A 20,270-nucleotide genomic window follows, 5' to 3' on the forward strand; every position below is an offset into this window, starting at 1 on the left:
CGAAAGCCGCCTATCGTTACACCATCGCCCAAATGCAAGCGCCTGCCGGGCAATCAGAAATGCATAACTCCCCGAATATTGTTGCTCGGCCAGCCACTCGACGAATGCGATAAGGTGCTCAGATGTCAGGCCTCCAACAGTGCAGACCATCGTCTTGGCGCTTACATACGAATGCTCCACGGTCGTCTCCTTTCAGGCGAGAGTGCCTGCAAGGAAGCATGCCAATGTCTAGCACCGAGGTGGCATCTTCACGAAAAGCGAGGACCTTCGATCTGAGCTGGACATAGTTCGGGGCGGGACATAGTTCGGGGCGGGACATAGTCGAGCTTGGTGTGGCCGAGCAACAACTGCACAGCCCGAAGGTTCTTCGTTCGCCGGTAGATCAAGGAAGCCTTCGTGCGGCGCATGGTATGGGTGCCGTACGCTGTATCGTCGAGTCCGATCGAGCCGATCCATCGGTGGACCAGCCGAGCATATTGCCGCGTCGAGATATGCGGCGACGCGTGCAGCCGACTCGGAAATAGATAGTCGTCTGGTTTCAATCTCCGCGCCTTTATCCAGGCTTCGATGCTCTGGCGAGTCTGCTCTGCGATCTCGAACTGGACCGGACGTTGCGTCTTTTGCTGCATGACAATTGCTCGCGATCCGACGTGGCTACCCTGGCAGATCTCTTGCACGAGCAGTCGCGTCAGGTCACACGCCCGAAGCTTGCTATCAATCGCAAGATTGAACATTGCCAACTCGCGGATGTTCGAAGACATCTGCAGTCTCGTGCGAATCGCCCAGATTTCCGGAAGCTTCAAAGGCGGTCTCTGCCCAGTAAGCTTGCCCTTGTTCCATGGCACTCGGGCGCCGGCGGCGCGTTTCTCCGTCTCCATGACAATCTCCTTCCAAAGTTGGAGGGAGATCCAGTGTGCGCGTCGGCCGGTGGACGCTGACCGGTTGCGGTCGTCGGGGCCGCCGGATTCGGCGCCCCGTAGCGGCGTTCAACGTCGCAATTGAGCTGGATCGCGCAGCGAGATCGGAATGACGGACTGGTTGCTCAGCAATTCAGAAGCCATCTACAAGCGTTCGCCTGGCGCTGACGCGGCACGCTCGCCTGCGATGACTTCTCGGGCCACAAGGCACCGTTCGACAAGGGCGTGATGGAGGTTGACTGCCTCGCCAATGCTTCCGAGCTTCGCGGCGCGTACAGGACGCCTATCCCCGTTTCGCAGCAACCTCGGCGGCGGCCTTGCGAATTGCTGCGAGCACCTCGTTGGGGCACGAGAGCATCGGGACGTGACTGCTCTTGACTTCCACGATCGTGGCGCCCATGCGCTTCGCGTAGGTGCGCTGCAACTCGGGATGGACGGTGTGATCCTCGGTTGCGAGGATATACGTGGAAGGCTTCGACTTCCAGGCGTTTCCGTTCAGCTTGTGGGTGAACAGGTCCGCCGCCGGCGCGAAGTGGGTCGCATAGACGACCCCTTGTTCTTCTGCGGACAGGTCACCAGCGAAAGCCGCGGGCCCGTCGGGTTTCAGCCAGACTCGGCCATCGGCGACTTCGACGTGAGTGAAGATGTCCGTCGTCGGAAACTTCTCCTGTTGTTGCTGCGCGGTCTCCGTCTCGTCCGGGCATAGCGCCGCGATGTAGACTAGCGCGGCAACGCGGGGGTCCATGCCGGCGTAGGTGATCACGGCGCCGCCGTAGGAGTGGCCGACGAGAAGGATCGGCTCGCTAACGCGGCCGAATGTGCGAATGGTTGCCTCCACGTCGCCTTTCACCGAGTCGAGGCCGTACTGCGCTGCCATCACTTCGTGGCCATCCGCCCGCAGCGCCGGGATCAGCTTGTTGAAACACGAGCCGTCGGCCCAGATGCCGTGGCAAAACACGATGCTTGGCTTGTGCGATGCGTTCACTTTGCTTACTCCTTTCAATGGAAAAGCGATGCCTGCCTCCAGGCTGGTGCCGGCGACAAGCAACTGGCGACGAGTCGTACCAGAACTCGTCAGAGGTACTTGTTCATTTACGATTGGCTCCGCACCGCGCAAACAGTTGCGGCGGCTTCAGCATCCGGGATCGCGCGAAACATGTCGCCGAGTGCAGCCGTACGAATGGAAGATGAGGGGCACCGGGCCGACTCGCCGGTCGAGTGCGCTGCGCCGCGCGAGGACGTCGCCGGCGTGCTTTTTGGAGCCGTACTGCGCCGCGATCACCTCGTATCCTTCGGCACGCAGGATCGGAATGACTTTGGCGAAGCACGGTCCATCTGCCCAGATGCCGTGAATGAAGACGATGCCGACTTTGCTTGGCGTGCGCATGGTGGCGTTCCTCGGTCGAAGCAATCTTTGACTAGCGATACCGACAAAATCAGCCTATACGCAGGCGGGCCATGCAGGAAATACTTTTGATGCTGCAAGCATACCGTTGAGGCATGGGAGGCTCGGATGGACCTTCGTCATCTCCACTTTTTCGTGGCCATCGCCGAAGAGGGCAGTCTGTCAAGCGCGGCCGAGCGCCGGCTGCATACCGCGCAGCCGTCACTTAGCCGGCAGATGCGGGACCTGGAGGCCGAAGTCGGTGCCCGGCTGATGGAACGTCATGCTCGCGGCGTCGCGCTCACGCCCGCGGGGCTTGTATTCCTCGATCACGTGCGGCTCGCATTGGCGCAGATCGAGGTCGCCTGCGAAGCGGCGCGCCGTTGCGAAGGGCCCAGGAAGCAGGGTTTCGTCATCGGCTTCCTGCTCGGGCAGGAAGCGGTCTGGCTGCGTGAGGCATTGCGCATCCTCCGCGAGGAGGAGTGCGATGTCGAGATCACACTCGTGACCAAGTCGTCGCCGGAGCTCGCTAACGCCCTAATGCGGGGCGAGCTTGACGTCGCACTTCTGCGGCACGAGGCGCTGACCGCCGGCCTCGTATTTAAGCACCTAGTGAAGGAGCCGTTGGTAGTGATCCTGCCGAAGCACCATCGCCTCGCCGCGCGCAAAGCTGTTCGGCCGCAGGACCTCGCGGCCGAGGCGTTCGTCAGTACGGCACGAATCGCGCCGGTGCTGAAGGGCGTGATCGACGCCTACGCGGCCGAGATCGGCATCACGCTTAGGCAGACCTACGATGCCGAGACCTTGTCTGGGGGCATGTCGCTGGTGGCATCGACCGGGGGCTTCACCCTGCTGCCGCAGTACGTACGTAACGCACTGATCCCGACCGTCGTCGCGCGCCCGTTGTCCGGTACCGCACCGATGATCGACCTGATGCTGGGCTACGCGAAGACGAATCCCTCGCCGTTGCTCCAGCGCTTCGTGGCACGCGCCGATGAACTGATCGCCGGCTCCTTGCCGGGCACAGACACACCCGTCCTGCTGACGTGATGTAACCCCGGCCAATGTTCTCGTACGTATACCGTTTCATTGGCTTTGGAGCGCTTCCCCGCACGCCTCGCCCGACCGCTTCTGGGCAACGTTCCCAGCGCACTCAGCGCCGTCGCGCGTTCGGTCGGGTTGCTACCTTCCTGCAGGCGCCGGTCATCGTGCCCTGGGAGAAGCTCGCCGCTCCATACTACGTTGATGGTCCTCGTTCCTTCCGGACGTCGCAGCAGAAATAGCGGCGCCCAGACGCTCACCTACGATGTGCCAGAACGGCAATGGCGCCACGCAAGAGGCATACTTCGCATTTCAACTGCTCCGAAGCTGACGCACGTGGCCGACCGCTATTGGCCGACTATCGTCTGGCGCAATCGGCGTTAGTCGACTCCGTGCGGTCGTTGGTCCCGGTCATCAACTCAACTACCGCTATAGGCTGTTCAGCGAAGCTGGCTTCGGCTGTCCGGGCAACTCGCGGCGTCTCGTCATGTTCCTTCGTTAGTTTGCCGTCGGCCAGTGGAGTCGGGAAGGATCAGGCTCCCTGAAGGACTATCATCCCAGCCGCATCCGCAGATTCATTGAACTAGGCGGGGAAATGCGCCAGATCTTCGTCGATGACTTCGTGCAAGAGGATTGTCCGAGAGGCCGGTGAGGTGAGCTTCTACTTGGTTCATCGAGGCTCACGAGTCTTTTGCGGCCGCCAAAATTGTGTTCAGCGTTAGCTTTTTTTGTCCGGCGATTATCTTCGCGCCGCCTATACTGAATTCGGCGCCAACCTCAGTCGTTCTCTGGACTCGCCAAGGTTTGCTCCGCAACGGCATGTCTGCCTACTTGAGAGCATGCGATCGCCCCGCGGAGCGTGACTGCTACGCCCGACGACGTGAATACTGCCCAGCTCATCAGTGAAATTCCAGGCGCCCACCACACCGTAGTGGCTGCGCTCGTTTTCCGCACCGGTTATTCCCGTACGACACGGTAAATCGTCGGCATTGCGGAGTGGCTTTTTTAGTTTATTCCCAAACGTTAAAGGTGGATCGTGCTTACTTAAATCGCTTATTGTGAAGAGGTACGAAATGAAGAATAAACACCTATATCTTCCTGCAGCAGCAGTCACCCTTCTCTGTCTCAGCAGCCCGGCCTGGGCAGGCAACGCCTGCGCTGCGCTCAGTGCGATTTATCAGTCGATGCCGGTCGGAAATCCAAATGCGCCCTCTGTGATGAAAGGGCTTCGCGGGGCCCTAAAGACCTGCCGTTCTCAGCTTGCAGCGCTTTCACCCGCAGCTGCCGCGTCGGCCGCGGCGCCTGCTGCTGACGGTAGGTTCGTCATCTTCGACGTACCGGGCGAGGACACCTCGTATGGGCCGGTTCCCGCCGCCATCAATAATGCTGGCGCCGTCGCCGGCTACTACCTGGATGCTGGCTTCGCGGAACACAGCTTCCTGCGGGCGCCTGATGGCACGATCACAACCTTCGATCCGCCAGGCACAGCGTGCACGCCGGGAGCGTTTTGCAGCACGGCCATTGGCATCACACCAGGCGGCGTGGTCATGGGCTCTTACGTGGACTTGACGGGAGGACATGGCTATCTGCGCACGCCGGACGGACAGTTTCAGAAGTTCGACGTTCCCGGCTCGAACAACAGTACCGATCCACAAGGTATCAACGCAGCAGGTTCGGTCACCGGGGTTTATACCGGCAGTGGTGGGCTGTTTCACGGATTCCTGAGACAAGCTAACGGGATCTACACGACATTCGATCCGCCAAGCTCGGTCTACACCTGGCCGACCGATATCAGTTCATCGGGCTCGATCGTCGGGTATTACCTTGAGGCCGACCCGGGCCTGGTTATCGGATTCCTTCGGACAACAAATGGGAGCTTCACCCCGTTTAATGCCCCGAACGGCGGATTCCTCAACACCGCCCCAACGATTGCGATCAATGCTCAGGGCACGGTAACGGGAAGTTTTTGCAATGACGCACTGTGTGACGTGGCCCTCGGGTTCCTGCGCGCAAACGACGGAACGATGACGGTTTTCGCGGCGCCTGGCGACAATATATTGACCGGGCCAGACGCGATAAATGCCGCGGGTGACACCACTGGGTGGTCCCTCCTCTCAGACTTCTCTGCGCTGCACGGTTTTGTCCGCTCGCACCAGGGAACGATTGCCACCATTGACCCGCCAGGATCAAGCTTTACTTTCCCGTTCGCGATCAACGACCCGGGGGCGGTCGCGGGCAACTTCTGCGACCCCACACAGACGACGTGCCATGGTTTCGTGTGGATCCCACACCGTTAATTAAACTCTGCACCAACCTGCTCATCTGGTAAGGTGAGCAGGTCTTTTTCAGCCCACGGTCTGGCGACGCAAGCCAGGGTGGCCACCTGCGATGCGTAGCCCCGAGCAGGCGCACGCGCAGTGTACTGTCGGCTGAAGTCGACCCGGAGAAGACGCTTGGCCCCGGTACACTACACCGCCTGCATCTGAGCAGGTAGGTCTGCGTCTTCATGGTGGGATGCACGAAGCGCGCAAGCCGCCCCACCATGTCCTTGCGCACGATTGCGCCTGCCTGCAGATGGTGCGCCTGCCGGCCGGCTCTTTGCTCCGCGAGCAAGGTCGCATACAGCGCCTCGGCAGCGCGAACCTGATCGCGCGAAGCGGCGGTGTGAACGGCCCGGTACGCAACGACATACTGCCCTTCGATGATGGGCGTGACGCCGGTTTGCACCCAGCAATGCCGCCCCTTGCTGAAGCGGTTCTTCAGCACGCCGACCCATGGCTCGCGCTTTTTCAGCGTGGCCCACATGTCGCGATACACCTCGGTGGGCATGTCGGCGTGGCGCACGACGTTATGAGGCTGCCCGATCAGGGCTTCGCGGGAAAGGCCGCTGTGGGAGAGCGGCTTCTCCCTGCTGGTTGGGTCGGGTCGATGATTCGGTGTGCACTCGTGGTCTCCGTCGCTTTTTGATTGGGTTGTCCCGCTGTCCGATGCTTATCGGCGGGTGTTTTCGATCATGAATGGGGCGGCTCGAGGGCAAAAAACGTTGCCGCGGCGGAGGAGCGCGATAAATGGAGCGGAGCGTTGGGGCGTGGGCCGGGGTGCTGGGGCTGAAACGCCCGCGGCATAAGGATCGCGGGCGAAAAGGTGGCGTGCGCAACGAGTTTATGCGCGTGCTGGCAGGCATAGCACCCGATAAGTTCTTCGCAAGTCTCCCAAAGCAGATTCGATACGGACCGTTCGAAACGCCAAAAGTCGACGGAGACGGCACATTCCGAATGACGTGGCGTAGCCCGGTCTCCTCCACTGCGTCACGTCAGTTGAGAGCAGACGTGATACGAGTCCAGTTTCGCTAGCTCGAGCTAGAACCCGGCGAGATCTGGTGCAAATGCAATTCGCATTGCGTCCAGCCGTGATCCAGGCTTGGCCGCGTGGATCGCAGAACTCGCTTGCCTGCTCCGCAGGCTGCGCGCCCATTCTCTAATTGGCGGCCCGACGCTGGGGTTCGGCGCCCTGCGGTTACAAACGAAGCTCGGGCTGCTTTTGCGCAACGAGGTTCCGCTTGATCGGCTACCGCGAAATTCTGTCTTAAAAAATAGAAGGACTACGATTTATTGTCATTTAACAGGGTTGTTGAAGATTCCAGGAAAGGCCGCTGCCTGGTGATTGACGGACAGTGCTTGCAGCCCTAGATTTTTCGCGCGATAGCTGCGGACGCAACGATTTTGTTTTCGTTCCTTTCAACCGCACAGGAAAGCGTGGAATGAATGCTCTCTCGAAGAATTTCACCGATGCGCTGCGACACCCGAGCGTGCGCCTGTCCCAGCATTTCAGGCTGTGGATCGGCAAGCAGGAGAATGATCTCGATGTGCTCGACTTCAAGGTGCGCGGCGGATTCTGCAAGGACTACGTCGTCATTGTCACGGTCACGTCTGCGCGCCTCGACATCGACGGCAAGGACTACGTCGGGCGGCGCGCGGGCCTGCAGGTCGACGAGCGCGCCGCGGTGCCCTCGGCGAACTGGACGACGCCTGCCGATCATGCGGCGGCCACTTTCAATGGGGTGGTGACGCGCTGGAGACGGATCCGCACAAGCCGCGACGAGGCGGCCTACGAGGTCCGCATCGAACCGCGCTTTGCTGCGCTCGGCAAGCGCATGGTCCACTCCGATGTGCTCGCCGATGTCACGTTCGAGGAGATGGTCAGGAAGAAGCTGGTCGACGGGCAAAACTTCGACGCCTTCGATGTCGAGTTTCATCTCGAAGGGCCGCAGGAAAAGATGCAGCAGATCGTGATGTACGAGGAGTCGGTTTGGCACTTCATCGCGCGCCATGCGAAGCGCAAGGGCATTTTCTGGTTCTACCGGCAGGAGCGCGGCGAGAACGGGCTGCTGGACATCCTCGTGTTCGCGGACAATCCTCGTGCCTATATCCGCTCAGTCAACTTGCCGTTGCTGGCCAGCGCGGGACTGCAGAGCAACTCGCACGAGGCGGCGCAGGCGGTCCACGAACAGCACACGCTGGTGCCTGCGACGATCGAGGTGTGGGAGCGCAACTACCGCACGCCTGAGGAACCGCTACGGGCCACAGCAAGCGTCTCCGGGGAGACGGACGACTGCTCGGTATACGGGCAGATCAGCCGCAGCGCAGAGTTCCATCTGACGCAGCAGCAGGGCGAGACACTCGCGCAGACTCGACGCGACGAGCAAGTCGCGCGTCAGGTGACGCTCGCTGGCGCGAGCGACGCGAAGGGCATTGCACCGGGCGTGGTGATCAAGCTGACCAATACGAAGATGCCCAGCGCCGAATACGGCTTCGTGGTGACTTCGTTCAAGATGAAGGGGAGCCGTACAAAACCCGCTTATACCCGCTTCAAGGCGATGCCCGCGCATCTGACGTACCGGCCGGCGTTTGACTACGAGCGGGACTGGCGATTTCTGACGGGGCCTGTCGTCGGCGTGGTCACTACCCTGGACTCGGCCCCCTACGCATACGTCGACGAATACGGGCGTTATCCCGTTGTACCGAAGTTCCTGCAGGGCTCGGGGAACACCAGTAACAAGCTGTTGAACCTGCGCCTGCTGCGTCCGTCATCGTCCTACCGGGCGGCTTCCATTCGCCGCTGCTTCCCGCCACCGAGGTTTTGCTCGACGGGGCCCACGGCGATATCGATCGTCTCCATATAGCTGGCGCCCTGCACGATTTTTCGCACCCTGATGTGGTACGAAGCACCGACGCGCTTTTTAGCTATGCAATCTGGCGCTCGCCGCTCCTCGGGGCCGAGATCGTTTTCAATGACCTGAAGGGCAAGGAAAGCGCGCGTATCGCGACTGTCTACAGCCAGTCTGCGATCAACCAGGGCTACCTGCTCAACAGCAAAAAGCTCCTTCGCGGGGAAGGGTACGAATTTACCTCGAAGTCGTGGGGCACGATGCGCGCGGCGAGGGGGCTGTTCTTCTCGGCGGACGCGGCGGCCGGACCGGATACGCCGCACCTTGAGATGCCTGCCGCCGTCGCGCAACTCAAGGCGGCGCTGCAGCGCGTAACGGACCTCGCGGCGGCGACGACGCAGGCGGGAGCTGATCCTGCCGACCGCGCGACGCAATCGGCGCTGCTCGACGGGCTGAACCAGCTTCGTGACGCGGGGTTGCTCGCGAGCGCCCCGGCAGGCATGGCCTTCGTGACGCCTCGCTCGGCCCAGCACTCGGCTGGCGAAAACATGATCGTTACGGCGGGCCAGCATCTGGACGTCAGCATCGTCAGGCGGCTACGGATGGCGGCAGGCGAACTGATTTCGCTATGCGCGCACAAGCTCGGTATCAACCTGACCGCCGCGAAGGGGAAGTTTACGGCGGTGGCGCTCACCGACGGCATGGACCTGTTCGCGCAGAAGCAGCTCCGCATCGCGAGCGAGAGCGCGGACGTCCAGGTCGCAGCGAAGTCGAAAATCACGCTCAACAGCGGCGGGGCCTCGCTCGTGATCGAGAACGGCAACATGACCTTCCATTGCCCTGGCGCGTTCACCATCAAGGCAGGCTCGTTCACGTTCGTTGGACCCGACAACGTGCCGACCCAGCTGCCGTCCCTGCCGAAAAGCAGCCTGAAGATTTCCGAACCGTATTCGTCATCCCACTGAAGCCATGATCATCAGCCCTCCCTTTCTTCCGGCGTCGGGCCAGACGGCCAGCGACGCGTCGAAACCGGACCCCATGATGGATCTCATCGACCAATTCGAGATTGGCCATCACGGGGTCTGGCCGGTCACCTTCGACCGGCGTTCTCATTGCGCTATCCATCTGCATCCTGGCACGCAGGGCGCGGGCCACGCAGAGCCGGTGCGCGCGATCGCCGATGGGGAAGTTGTCGCCTACCGGGTCTGCAAGAACGGCATCTCGGACGGCGCGACCGATTCGAAGACCGGGCAGCCTTTGCTGAACTCGAATGCCGGCTTCGTTCTGCTGCGGCACACGACCGACACGGGCGAGGGACGCACGCTCGCGTATTACTCGCTCTACATGCACCTGCTGGACATGACCAGCCAGGAGGATATTGTTCCCCAACCCAACGATCCGCCGGAGACCGGCTCGGCGAACGCGCTACCCAAATGGCTGCTCGATACGGCAGGGGGCAAGGATGGGATGGTCCAGATGGGCGGCACGAAGAGGGTGTACCGCAGGGACATGCTCGGCTACGTCGGCCAGCATCAGGGCGTGGCGCATCTTCACTTCGAAATCTTCATGGAAGACGGCAATTTCACGGCCTGGTTCGACACGGTACAGATCGGGCTGAAAAAACCGGCTCAGCCAACCACGAGTGACTATTGGGGGCACAGCTATTTCGTCATTTCCGGCCCGCAGGAGTTCTATCCGCAGCCTGCGGGCATGGATGAGACCTGGTTTCCGCGCGTGCCGGGCGGCTCACTTGGTGCAGGCGATACGCTCTATGTCGAGGCATGGTTCGACAAGGGGCAGCGTTTTACGCGCGCGTGGATCGATAGGGGTGGCAGTGGCATCGTGGCCTTGCTTACGCCCGACCCCGTTGCGGATCCGTACGACAACGCCCAAAAGCATTACGAATACGACCTGTATGAACGCGCGATGGCCCTCTATCCGGCATGTCCGAGCGATGGCTATGAGATGCTGCGGTTTGGACGCATTCTATCGGAACATTCAACGCTGACGCAGGCGGCTTGTGCAACCTGGATCGCAGTGCCATTCGACGAGAATGGCACGCTGGGCTATGTCAACATCGCGCCGGACGCCATCAAGAAGCTGTCCGACGCGGATTTCCCGTTCTTTACGGGTTGGCAAAAGGTGGATGATGACAACACGCCGTTCAACGACGCCGGGCGATGTGATTACGCGACGCTTTGCGGGTTGACGGGCATTCAGGATTCGCTGCCGTCGGCGCAACCGCTCGAAGTCGATCCGAACAACAACAATGACGTCAACCTGCAGCTTGCCAGCTACGTGCAGAACACGGATGGCGTGGACGAAAAGCTTCGGGGGATGGTGTTCAAGGCGCGTAGCGAGTGGGATCCGTCCAACAACGAGGAACGCTACAAGGACCTGAACGATCCGTATGGTTTCTTTGGCAAGCAGAAGGATACCAATCCCGACGGGTACAAAAACTTCACGGACTTCCTGAGCAAGTTCCAGTTTCTGGACAAGACGCCCCTTGCCGGGCAGCAATTCTGGTTCTTCCATCCGCTTGCGTTTATTCGCCACTTCAGAAAGTGTGGGTGGCTAAGTCGCCAGGAACTTCAGCACCTGCTTCCAAAAAATGTTGTACAAAAAGCCACGCCGTGGAAGTGGCAAACGGTACACCTTAGTTGGGCTGCTTCCATGTTGGCAGCAGATAATCCGAATGCCATTAAGAGGCGCTTGGAACTCAACAACGCGATCCGCAAATACGGGATTCAATCGCCCGCGCGTATGGCGTCTTTCTTTGGAAATGCAACAGAGGAGACGCAATGGTTCCAAAAATACCATGAGGGATCACCATTTTGGTACGCTCCATGGGATGGGCGAGGAATGCTTCAGCTCACACACGCCACAAATTATATTAAATATTGGAAATTCAAAGGGATTGCAGTAAGTGCAACGGTGGAGGACGTCCTGAAGCAGCATACCCAGATGGCTGGCCAAAGCAGAACATTGCCCAATGGTCATAAGGGGATGTACGATTCGATGCATTACCTTAGAGATACATCTACGCATATTCCGGCCGACCTTATCGAAAAAAGAGAGGCGATGGCGAACCCATTTGAAGCAGCGGATAGCGCGGGCTGTTATTGGGCTTGGTCGGGTGCAGCATGTTGCGCAGACGAGTACTGGACTAATCAATCCAGTGAATACAGTCCGCTCTCAACGGACCACGGAATAAAATACTTCTACATAAACGGGGCGTTTGGTAAGGTCGCAGCCACAATAAACACTGGCAAGCCAAGTAGTAACTATAATTCGGTGTGGGACATACAGTCTCGGTTTTTGTCATTCGCTAACGCACAAATAATACTATTCGATGTAACTAGCTTCCCGCAGCCGGACGGGAGTACATCTATTTTCCCGGTTGGTTTCGGGCGCGTGGAGGAATCGTGAAGCATTACATAACAATCTTTGTGGCTGGTTGGCTCGCTGTTGCATGCTTTTCTGGTGAAGCATTAGCCGATGATGGCGTGAGGACGTTGGGGGTGGGCACAAGCACACTCACGGCAGATGGACCAACATCGGTGCAAGTAAAAATGGGCGACTGCAAGTTTTCGATGACTCTGAAAAAGGGCGAGCATATTAAATACAACGATCCAGATCTCATAATTTATCGCGCAGACGCTCCGCTGCCTGATCGGGAACTTCCATTCCTTCAGCAGGCGCAAATGTATTCTGGGTATGACTGGTGGTTTGAGAAACGCGGGACTGCACATGTGCCGTGGATTGGCTTTATGTGCGAAAACACTGCAGATTTTAAGTGGTCTCCCGATAATGCACAAACCGATATTTCTCAAGAGATGCAGGATATTATGAGCGCTAACTCATTGAGGTGTCCAGCAGATTTTGACGGGAAGAAATGGAGTCCGCTTCGGAAGAGTGGGGTGGTGAATTTTGGAAATATCGATGTGCCCGGCGCAAATGGGTTTGTTGTCGACATTGAATCGAAAGATGGGATTCAAGGATCGCGATTTTGTTTCGTCAAAGGCAAGAACGTTTTGATTGGTGTGTCTGGCGGGGGGCGGATATTCAGAGCGAAGGAAACTCGAAGGATGGTTTTCTCCCTACTCTCTTGCGAAGTGTTCAATTTAAATGCGCTGCTATGCCGGCGCAGTAACAATAGTCGAAATCAATTATTTAACTAGTATATGCAATCTCCTATCCGTACAGGCGACAAACTCGAACACGGCGGCGAAGTCACAGGCGGCTCACCGTGGTTCGAGGTTATGGGTCGCCCGCTCGCCCGGAAGGGCGACGAAGCGATCTGCGAGCAGCATGGGCCAACCACCATTGACGAGGGCTGCGCAAAATTTCCCGATCGCGACGGCAAGGAGGTTGCCTTCCATCATTACCGCTGCGCGTGCGGCTGCCGTCTGCTCTCGTCGCTCATGAATTTCAACATCGAGTAATGCCGGTCGATCTTTCTCCCGCCGGACGCCCCAGCGGATATCCGTCCAGGATGCGTTTCTGGCCATGGGCGGTGACGTGGTTCATGTGTAACGTGCTCGGTTCGCTATTCGTGTTGTTTTCTTGGCCGAAGGGTGAGCCGGCGCGTGGCCTCGAGTTCTGGAACTGGATGGTCGGCGCACCGAACGGCGTGTTCCTGGTTCTGGTCGGTTTCGCCCGGGCAGGTTACGAGGTCCTGTGGTATCGCGCGTACTGGCACAACCATCATCGCGACCGCTGGCTCAAGGAGAGGATCCGGTTCGCGCAGCGTCCGCTGCACGTAGTTGGTACCGGGTATTGCCTACCGCTGGCGGGTAAGTCCCTTACCGAAGCTCTTGCAGGCAAGCGCTCGCTCCTCAAGATGCAGAGTGCCCGACATGGCTCGGGCAAGGTCTCGTGCAATCGTTTCGAGGCCTGTGACCCGTTGCTGGCCGGGCTGCCGGTGGCGGGAGAAGAGGAAAGCGAGGGCGACGACGCCGGCGTGCTGCTGGAGGTCGCCCCCGCTGTTCAGATGATCCGTGTTGCGCTCGAACCTTTAGTCGGCAATCTCCAGGCGTTGACGCGATACGAAAAACCGTACTGGCCGCAGGTACGCGTGCTGGCGGGGCCGGAGACTGCGACCCTGCGCCTGACGCAGGTTCGGGAAGCGTTGCGGCTGGCGGCGCTGCCGCCACTTGATGTTCAGGCCGTCCCCGCGACCGATGGTCTGCTGGTAGCCGACGGCTGGCTCGACGCCCACGATCACCGTCCGCTGCTTGCGGTCGCCGCAGCATGGTACGACGATGCCATCGACGAAGGCTGTGGCGAAGGTTGTGCCGCCGTGCTGCTCGATCCCGGTTACTTCAGGCTCCCGCCGGAAGTCTGCCACAAGGCTGCGCTGCACCGTCCAGTCCAGGCAATCGATGGTGAGGCCGGGTACGGTTTTGCGAATGCCGCTATCTGGGGCAAGGCTAAGGCCGCAGAGGTAACGCGCGCGTGGATCACGCGCCCGGTAGAGCACAGCGACCGCGCCCTCGCTGCCGCTGGTTTTCAGGCCGCGTCGAAGGACGCCGCACAGTACCGGCTCGATCGTATTGTCGGCAACGTGGGTACCGCAAACGGCTTGCTGGCGATTGCGGCCGCCATCGAGGCTGGCGCTGCAGACGGCCCGCAACTGGTTGTCGACGGCTTGCAGTCAGCCATCCTCCACGTCATACCAGCAGAACAACCCAACGCCTCCACACATGACGACTCAAAATAACCTCAAGAACATGGAGCCCGAAGCCGTGGCCAGCAATCCGACTCTGAGCCGCGCGGCGATCTGGGGCATGCCCCTCGCAGCGCTCGTCCTCGCCATTGCCGCACTCCTGTTGGTCTGGTTCGGGAATGACCGTCTTGGTATCGCCGATGGCGCACCTCGCGCGCGGCTACTGGTCGGCATCCCGATCGTGCTGGTTTTCGTCGTGATCGCGCATCTGTTCGCGGTATCGACGGGTGCATGTGGCTGGGCCGCCAGACTGTTCCGCTCGGAAACCGGAGACCGCACGAAGGCAGCAAAGCCGCTCAAGCGCGACGCCCGGCTGCAACGCATGGCCGAGGAACTACGCGTCGCTCATGGCTGGTTCTGGCGCTACCGTCTGCGCTTGATGGTCCACGGCAGCGACGAGCGGGTCGATCAGGTCGCGCCCGGGCTCAAGCAGGCTGGCGTTATGCACATCGGCGAAACCGTCCTCGTCCACGCCGCGCCAGACGGTATCGAGGCCCAGAAGTGGCTCGGCCAGATCCGCGAATTGCGCAGTCGGCGCCCGGTCGATGGTCTGGTCCATGTCGCACGCGCCGACGAGACCGATGCGGGCCTGCCACGCGCGCTCTCGATGATCGCGACCGCGCTCGGCTGGGCCGCGCCTGTCACGTTCCTGCATCCGGTCGAGGCAAAGGGCAGGCCGTCCGAAAGCTTCGACGCGGTCGGCGCCTTCATGCCCAACGAGCCGCGCAGGAAGGCGCAGGAATCCGCCGCAACACTACCGGAGCGATTCAACGAGGTCGAGCGGTGGACGGCAGACTCGGGCGTGCGCCTTTATACCCAGGAGAAGGCAACCTGGCTGATGGAAGTCTCGAAGTATGTCGGCGACCATGCCGCGCGGATCGCTGCGAGCCTGGGCGCGCTCGCCGCGTCGAACTGGCTGCGCGCGCCGCTCGCGGGCGTCATGTTCGCGCCGGTTTTCCCGGGGGCGACCGTCGTGCCGGTGCCGGTTGCGAGCGGGGGCGAAGGGGACGGCGCGCCCGGCGAGCCTGAGACGGCGGTGCCCGTGGAAATGGTCATGCGCGAGCAGCCGCGCGCCATGCTGCCTGTGTGGCAGCAGATTGCGGCCTGCGCACCCCCGTATCGTGGTCGCCGCGCGGGGCTGTACTGGCTGGACGTGCTCGCGTGGTGCGTGCTGGCCGGGGCGATCGCATGGATTGTGCTGCTGGTGATTTCGGGTCTGGGCAACCAGGTACTTGTCAAGGATGCCGAAATAACTGCTGTGGTTGCCCTGGAGGCCACGCCAGGTTCGCCGCAGGCGATGCGCGCGCAACTCGCCCTGCAGCAGCAGATCAAGACGCTCGAATACCGGCGGGACCATGGCGTACCGTGGTATCTGCGCGCAGGTCTCTCGCACAACGATGAACTGCTCGACGCGCTCTGGCGGCCCTATCAGGCCGTGGCTATGCGCAACCTGCGCCAGCCAGTCGCGCGGGCGCTCGAAGGGCAACTCGCCCGGTTCTCGCAGGTTCGCGCGGATGAACAGCAGAGTCACGATGCGCAGCAGCAGGCCTACAACCGCCTGAAGGCGTACCTGATGCTCGCTACCCCGGCGCGCACCGACGCAACCTTTCTCAGGAAACAACTGCTCGACGTCTGGCCTGCACCCACCGGCATGCGTGCGGGCGAATGGCTCGACGTTTCACAGCAACTCGCGGGCTTCTGGTCCGATCATCTGAAGGCACATCCCGACTGGCGGATCAATCCGTCTCAACCGCTGGTCACACAGATGCGCTCGACGCTCGTCAACCAGATCGGCCTCGCGGCGAGCGACGACGTGCTCTATCAGCGCGTCATCGACACGGCGCGCGGCAGGTACGCAGACATTGCGCTCGCGACGCTACTCGCGGGCGCGGATTCGCACGGCCTTTTCACGACCACACAGACGGTGCCGGGCATCTTCACGCGCGCAGCGTGGGAGGGCGTCGTCGAGAAAGCCATCGACGATGCGGTGAACGGGCAGCACGTCGAGGGTGACTGGGTGCTGACCGGTGACCAGCCGAACGCCCGGATCAGCACCACTGCCGTCGAGGGTGCGGTTGACGCGGCGCAGGCTGCAGCCGAAGCAAGGAAGGCCGCCGACGCGCTGAGAAAGCGCCTGTGCGACCGGTATTTCACGGACTACACGGCAGCCTGGGCGACGATGCTCAACAGCTTCCAGTGGCTCCCGGCGACCAGCTTCTCGGGCGTGATCGACCAGCTCACGCGCCTGACCGATGCGCAGACCTCGCCGCTGCTCGCGGTCATGAAGTCGGTGCAGTACCAGGGCGAGGCGGGGCGTCCTTCGCAGGCGCTGACCGATACGCTCGTGCGCAAGGCGCAGGGGTTGCTCGGTGGGAGCGATAGCAACCAGACGCAGGCCCCCATCGTGAACCCGCTCGACCGCTCGTTCGGCCCGCTGCTCGCGCTGATGGGCGACACGAATCCGCCAGCGGCGAGCGGCAATGCGGGTCACGCTCCGGCGGCAAATGCCGCCGCGTTCAACGGCGTCAGCCTCTCGCGCGTGCTGACCGCCGATACGACCGTGCGGCTGAAACTCCAGCAGATCCAGGCGAGTCCGGACGCGCAGGCCATGGCGCGGAGTCTCGCGCAGGCGGTATTCCAGGGCAAGCTCTCGGATCTGTCGCAGACGCGCGACGACGCGGCGCTGACCGCCGCGAGCCTGGGCGCACAGTGGGCGGGCTTCGGCCAGACGATGTTTGTGCAGCCGCTCGACGCGGCCTGGCAGGCGGTCCTGCAGCCCGCCGCTGCGAGCCTGAACGAGGCATGGCGAGCGGGCGTCGCGGCCCCCTTCGCCTCGTCGTTCGCCGCGCGCTATCCGTTCTCGCCGGCGAGCGCCGACGCGTCCTTCGCCGAGTTTGGCCGTTACGTGCGGCCCGAGACGGGGCTGATCAACCGCTTTATCGAGCTTGAGCTGTCCGGTGTGCTCAAGCGCCAGGGCGACCAGTGGGTGCCGAACGAACTCGCGCCGCAGTCGCTCCAGTTCGATCCGAAGTTTCTCGCCATGCTCCGGCTGATGGGTCCGCTCGGCGCACGTCTCTATGCGCGGGGCGAGGCGGGTTATCACTTCGAGATCATGCCGCAGCCGACGCCGGACGTAACACGCACGGAGCTGACGGTGGACGGCCAGCAGATCGTCTATTTCAACCAGCGCGAAACGTGGACGCCGCTGGCATGGCCGGGCAACGGTCTGAACGGCCATGCGGCGTTGAACTGGCAGACGCTCAACGCAGGAGTGCGGATCGACTTCGATGCGACAGGCGACTGGGCCTTTCTGCGGATGCTCGAAAAGGCCCAGGTCAAGCCGCTCGACGATACGCGCTACGAACTCGTCTGGAATGCCGGGGCGGGTGGTGATGCCGCGAAGGCCGCTTCCGCGACGTCCGGTGACGGTACGGACGGCAAGGTGGCGCCGTTGCGCTACGTATTGCGCGCGCAAGCGGGATCCGGACCGCTAGAGCTGCTGAAACTGCGAGGCATGCGCATGCCCGAGCGCATCTTCGTGACGGGCCGCGCCGGTGTGATCTCCGGATTGCCCGCATTGCCGCCCTTACCCCCGGAGTCGCAGCCATGACGGCACCATGGAAAGCCACGCAACAGGAAGGCGCAAACCCGTTCCTGAGATATTTCGACGCGGAGATGCGCTACCTGCGCGAAACCGGTCGCGAGTTTGCGCACAACCAGCCCGAGGCCGCGCGGCGCCTGGGCATGCAGTATGGCCAGGAGAACGACCAGGTCCGCGCGGTCAACGAAGCCTTTGCATTCGTGATGGCGCGATTGCGCATGAAACTCGACGACGGCATGCAGGAACTGACCGATCCGTTGCTCGATAACATGTTCGAGCACATGGCGCGGGCGATTCCATCGCTGTCGATCATCGAGTGCGCGCCCCTGAACCGGGGCGCAAAGGTGGCACAGATTCCCGCCGGGGCCGTGGTGCGCCCGGCACCGGTCGGTCCGGATCAGGTGCAGTGCCCGTTCCGCACGACGCAGGCAGTCGAGCTGCTGCCGCTCTCGGTCGAGGATGCTGCGGTGGCAGTACGCGCCGACGGGCGCACGGTCATACGCCTGGCGTTCGGCCTCTGGTTCGGAGACCAGCGAGAGCCTGTCGACCTGTCGCGCATCCGCCTGTACCTGCATGGCGACCGTCCTGCCGCCGCCGCGCTGTATGCGGCGCTCACTCGCCGGGTCGCATCGGTCGGACTGCGCCTGCCGTCGGTGCGCGACGGCTCGCTGCTGCCGCTCGACGGGGTGCGTTTCAAGCCGGTGGGGTTCGGCCCGTCGACGCGGTTGTGGCCGATCACGGACCCCGCGCGCAACGAGGTGGTGGACCGCGAGCAGACGCTGCTGGAGTATTTCGTCTTCCCGCAGAAGTTCCACTTCGTCGACCTGTGCGGTTTCGACAGCACGATGGTGCCGGCGGGCGAAACGCGCATGATCCTCGAGATCGAACTGGACGGGCGTATGCCTGGCGACCAGCCGGTAGGGCGCGAGAGCTTTCGCCTCTTCTGCACGCCCGTGATCAACCTGTTCGAGGTCGATGCACGGCCGCTGCAGCCCGCCGACTGGCATGACAGGGAGCACCGCGTGCGAGTGCAGCCCGCCGTGGAGCGCCACGTCGAGCCCTACGACCTGCTTGAGGTGACCGCCGCAGACCCGGAGGGCAGCGCACGGTACGCTTACAGGCCGTTCAGCAGTTTCAGGCATCGCGGATGGATGCTGCACTACGAGAAGCCGGAACGGTACTTCCGTACCTCGACGCGCTATGGCGTGGTGGGGCAGGAGCTGCGGGTGACCCTCTCAGGGCAGCTCTGGGCCGGGACGTACCGCCACGCACCGGACGATGAAGCGCGTCCACGGCTCGACCGCCATGTCACGGTGCGCGCGCTCGCGAACAACGGACGCCTGCCGCGCATGGCGCTTGCGGAGGCAACGATCACGGAAACGGTCACGGGCTTTACCGGCATCGCATTGGTGCACAATGTGACGGCGCCGAGCCTGCCGCAGTATCCGCCGCGCTACTACCCGGGTTACGACTGGCGCGTGCTTGGGCACTACGCCGCGAATGGTGCGAATGAATTCAACCGGATGCTGATGGAAGGCGCGCCGGTACTGCGCGAGATCCTCGAACTCTACGACTGGACGCCTGACGAGGCGGTACCGCAGCGCATCGACGCGATCCGGACCGTGCATTTCTCGGAGGACCAGGAGATCCTGCAGCGTGGCTACGTACTGCGGATCGTGCGCATCCACGTCGACCTCGACGCGGGCGGCTTCGACGGGCCGGGCGACGCTGTCCTGTTCGGCGACGTGCTGAACCACTTCCTGGGACGTTACGCGAGCGCGCAATGTTCCGTGCAAGTGGTACTCACCATCGACGGCAAGGAGACGGTGTATCCACGCGCCGACTTTAAGGGGGCACCATTCTGATGCGTGCTGGGATCCATACCGGAATCGTGCGGGGTGCGCTCGTCACAGGTCTCGCGCTGTCGGTTTCGGCGTGCGGTATGTGGCAGTCAGTCAAGGACGGAACCGTGCATGCCGCGCGTGCGGTGTTCGAGACGAAGGTCGAACAGATGAATCTTGTCATCACGGCGCGCGGCGCGCTGAACCAGGACGTGCGCGGCGCTTCGCTGCCGGTCGTGCTGCGGATCTATCAGCTCAAGGATGACCAGCCCTTTGCGACGGCGACCTATGCGCAGCTGCTGGAGGGTAACGATGCGCTGAAGGCCTCAACGCTCTGGAGCCGGGACGTGACGCTGGGACCGGGGCAGACGCTGAAGGTGTCGAAGCCGATTGGCGAAGCGGCGAACTACGTAGCCGTAGCGGCGTTCTTTCGCGACACAGCGAACACCGAATGGTCCGTACTGGTGCCGAAATCGCAGTGGAAGAAGACCGACCCGGTGAGGCTGGTGGCAGCGGAGCGCACGCTGGAAATCGACTCGGAGCACCGATGAAGTCTCTGCACTGATGGATGATAGTCATGCGCTGGCCGCG

The 20,270-nt window shown here is 61.8% G+C and carries 15 protein-coding genes and 1 pseudogene; 11 read left to right on the top strand and 5 right to left on the bottom strand.

Going from position 1 to position 20,270, the window contains the following annotated elements:
• From AB4Y42_RS23555 to AB4Y42_RS23570, 4 genes are all read right to left on the bottom strand, one after another.
• Positions 1–180, bottom strand: a 180-nt coding sequence (locus AB4Y42_RS23555) for a hypothetical protein (RefSeq protein ID WP_368695496.1), incomplete at its 3' end; no start/stop codon positions are given.
• Positions 181–248: 68 nt separating this feature from the next.
• Entirely contained in the window at positions 249–878 is a 630-nt protein-coding gene (locus AB4Y42_RS23560; protein WP_368695497.1) for a tyrosine-type recombinase/integrase, read from the bottom strand.
• Between the two features lie 322 nt (positions 879–1,200).
• Complete coding sequence (locus AB4Y42_RS23565) at positions 1,201–1,902, bottom strand: alpha/beta fold hydrolase (RefSeq protein WP_368695498.1); 702 nt, start codon at positions 1,900–1,902, stop codon at positions 1,201–1,203.
• Between the two features lie 147 nt (positions 1,903–2,049).
• Positions 2,050–2,304 (bottom strand): hypothetical protein, encoded by a 255-nt coding sequence (locus AB4Y42_RS23570; RefSeq protein ID WP_368695499.1) that lies wholly within the window; start codon positions 2,302–2,304, stop codon positions 2,050–2,052.
• A 126-nt stretch (positions 2,305–2,430) separates the two neighbouring features.
• Between AB4Y42_RS23570 and AB4Y42_RS23575 the strand changes: the two genes are divergently transcribed.
• Both AB4Y42_RS23575 and AB4Y42_RS23580 read left to right on the top strand, forming a co-directional pair.
• Positions 2,431–3,351 (top strand): LysR family transcriptional regulator, encoded by a 921-nt coding sequence (locus AB4Y42_RS23575; RefSeq protein ID WP_368692751.1) that lies wholly within the window; start codon positions 2,431–2,433, stop codon positions 3,349–3,351.
• Between the two features lie 1,064 nt (positions 3,352–4,415).
• Positions 4,416–5,639 carry a hypothetical protein gene (locus AB4Y42_RS23580; RefSeq protein ID WP_368695500.1) on the top strand — a complete coding sequence of 408 codons (1,224 nt, stop codon included), beginning with the start codon at positions 4,416–4,418 and terminating at the stop codon, positions 5,637–5,639.
• Here the strand turns inward: AB4Y42_RS23580 and AB4Y42_RS23585 are convergent.
• Positions 5,554–6,222 (bottom strand): annotated as a pseudogene (locus AB4Y42_RS23585) (PAS domain-containing protein); the annotation flags it as partial. The gene AB4Y42_RS23580 and the pseudogene AB4Y42_RS23585 sit on opposite strands and share 86 nt — an antisense overlap.
• A gap of 880 nt (positions 6,223–7,102) precedes the next feature.
• Here AB4Y42_RS23585 and AB4Y42_RS23590 point away from each other — a divergent pair.
• From AB4Y42_RS23590 to tssJ, 9 genes are all read left to right on the top strand, one after another.
• Complete coding sequence (locus AB4Y42_RS23590) at positions 7,103–8,524, top strand: type VI secretion system Vgr family protein (RefSeq protein ID WP_368695501.1); 1,422 nt, start codon at positions 7,103–7,105, stop codon at positions 8,522–8,524.
• Positions 8,525–8,556: 32 nt separating this feature from the next.
• The gene (locus AB4Y42_RS23595; RefSeq protein WP_368695502.1) at positions 8,557–9,474 is read left to right on the top strand and encodes a DUF2345 domain-containing protein; all 918 of its coding nucleotides are present in this window, start codon (positions 8,557–8,559) and stop codon (positions 9,472–9,474) included.
• Positions 9,475–9,478: 4 nt separating this feature from the next.
• Complete coding sequence (locus tag AB4Y42_RS23600) at positions 9,479–11,938, top strand: hypothetical protein (protein ID WP_368695503.1); 2,460 nt, start codon at positions 9,479–9,481, stop codon at positions 11,936–11,938.
• Positions 11,935–12,690, top strand: coding sequence for a hypothetical protein (locus AB4Y42_RS23605; protein WP_368695504.1), 756 nt, complete (start codon positions 11,935–11,937; stop codon positions 12,688–12,690). The genes AB4Y42_RS23600 and AB4Y42_RS23605 overlap by 4 nt, the downstream gene beginning before the upstream one ends.
• Before the next feature lie 3 nt (positions 12,691–12,693).
• Positions 12,694–12,954, top strand: a complete 261-nt coding sequence (locus tag AB4Y42_RS23610; RefSeq protein WP_368692743.1) for a PAAR domain-containing protein — start codon at positions 12,694–12,696, stop codon at positions 12,952–12,954.
• An 83-nt stretch (positions 12,955–13,037) separates the two neighbouring features.
• Positions 13,038–14,231 (top strand): hypothetical protein, encoded by a 1,194-nt coding sequence (locus AB4Y42_RS23615; RefSeq protein ID WP_368695657.1) that lies wholly within the window; start codon positions 13,038–13,040, stop codon positions 14,229–14,231.
• Positions 14,215–17,847 (top strand): ImcF-related family protein, encoded by a 3,633-nt coding sequence (locus AB4Y42_RS23620; RefSeq protein ID WP_368695505.1) that lies wholly within the window; start codon positions 14,215–14,217, stop codon positions 17,845–17,847. The genes AB4Y42_RS23615 and AB4Y42_RS23620 overlap by 17 nt, the downstream gene beginning before the upstream one ends.
• Positions 17,844–19,703 carry a type VI secretion system baseplate subunit TssF gene (gene tssF / locus AB4Y42_RS23625; RefSeq protein WP_368695506.1) on the top strand — a complete coding sequence of 620 codons (1,860 nt, stop codon included), beginning with the start codon at positions 17,844–17,846 and terminating at the stop codon, positions 19,701–19,703. Before AB4Y42_RS23620 ends, tssF begins: the two co-directional genes overlap by 4 nt.
• The gene (gene tssJ / locus AB4Y42_RS23630; RefSeq protein WP_368695507.1) at positions 19,703–20,230 is read left to right on the top strand and encodes a type VI secretion system lipoprotein TssJ; all 528 of its coding nucleotides are present in this window, start codon (positions 19,703–19,705) and stop codon (positions 20,228–20,230) included. Before tssF ends, tssJ begins: the two co-directional genes overlap by 1 nt.
• The last annotated feature ends 40 nt before the right edge of the window (positions 20,231–20,270 follow it).

The organism is Paraburkholderia sp. EG286B, from assembly GCF_040965655.1.
Lineage (GTDB): Bacteria > Pseudomonadota > Gammaproteobacteria > Burkholderiales > Burkholderiaceae > Paraburkholderia.

What these genes read in the sequence shown, in the direction of transcription:
- AB4Y42_RS23610 (WP_368692743.1), top strand. Translation starts at nt 12,694, where the DNA reads ATGCAATCTCCTATCCGTACAGGCGACAAACTCGAACACGGCGGCGAA.
- AB4Y42_RS23580 (WP_368695500.1), top strand. Translation starts at nt 4,416, where the DNA reads ATGAAGAATAAACACCTATATCTTCCTGCAGCAGCAGTCACCCTTCTC.
- AB4Y42_RS23620 (WP_368695505.1), top strand. Translation starts at nt 14,215, where the DNA reads ATGACGACTCAAAATAACCTCAAGAACATGGAGCCCGAAGCCGTGGCC.
- AB4Y42_RS23575 (WP_368692751.1), top strand. Translation starts at nt 2,431, where the DNA reads ATGGACCTTCGTCATCTCCACTTTTTCGTGGCCATCGCCGAAGAGGGC.
- AB4Y42_RS23600 (WP_368695503.1), top strand. Translation starts at nt 9,479, where the DNA reads ATGATCATCAGCCCTCCCTTTCTTCCGGCGTCGGGCCAGACGGCCAGC.
- AB4Y42_RS23590 (WP_368695501.1), top strand. Translation starts at nt 7,103, where the DNA reads ATGAATGCTCTCTCGAAGAATTTCACCGATGCGCTGCGACACCCGAGC.
- AB4Y42_RS23570 (WP_368695499.1), bottom strand. Translation starts at nt 2,304, where the DNA reads ATGCGCACGCCAAGCAAAGTCGGCATCGTCTTCATTCACGGCATCTGG.
- AB4Y42_RS23560 (WP_368695497.1), bottom strand. Translation starts at nt 878, where the DNA reads ATGGAGACGGAGAAACGCGCCGCCGGCGCCCGAGTGCCATGGAACAAG.
- AB4Y42_RS23615 (WP_368695657.1), top strand. Translation starts at nt 13,038, where the DNA reads ATGTGTAACGTGCTCGGTTCGCTATTCGTGTTGTTTTCTTGGCCGAAG.
- tssF (WP_368695506.1), top strand. Translation starts at nt 17,844, where the DNA reads ATGACGGCACCATGGAAAGCCACGCAACAGGAAGGCGCAAACCCGTTC.
- tssJ (WP_368695507.1), top strand. Translation starts at nt 19,703, where the DNA reads ATGCGTGCTGGGATCCATACCGGAATCGTGCGGGGTGCGCTCGTCACA.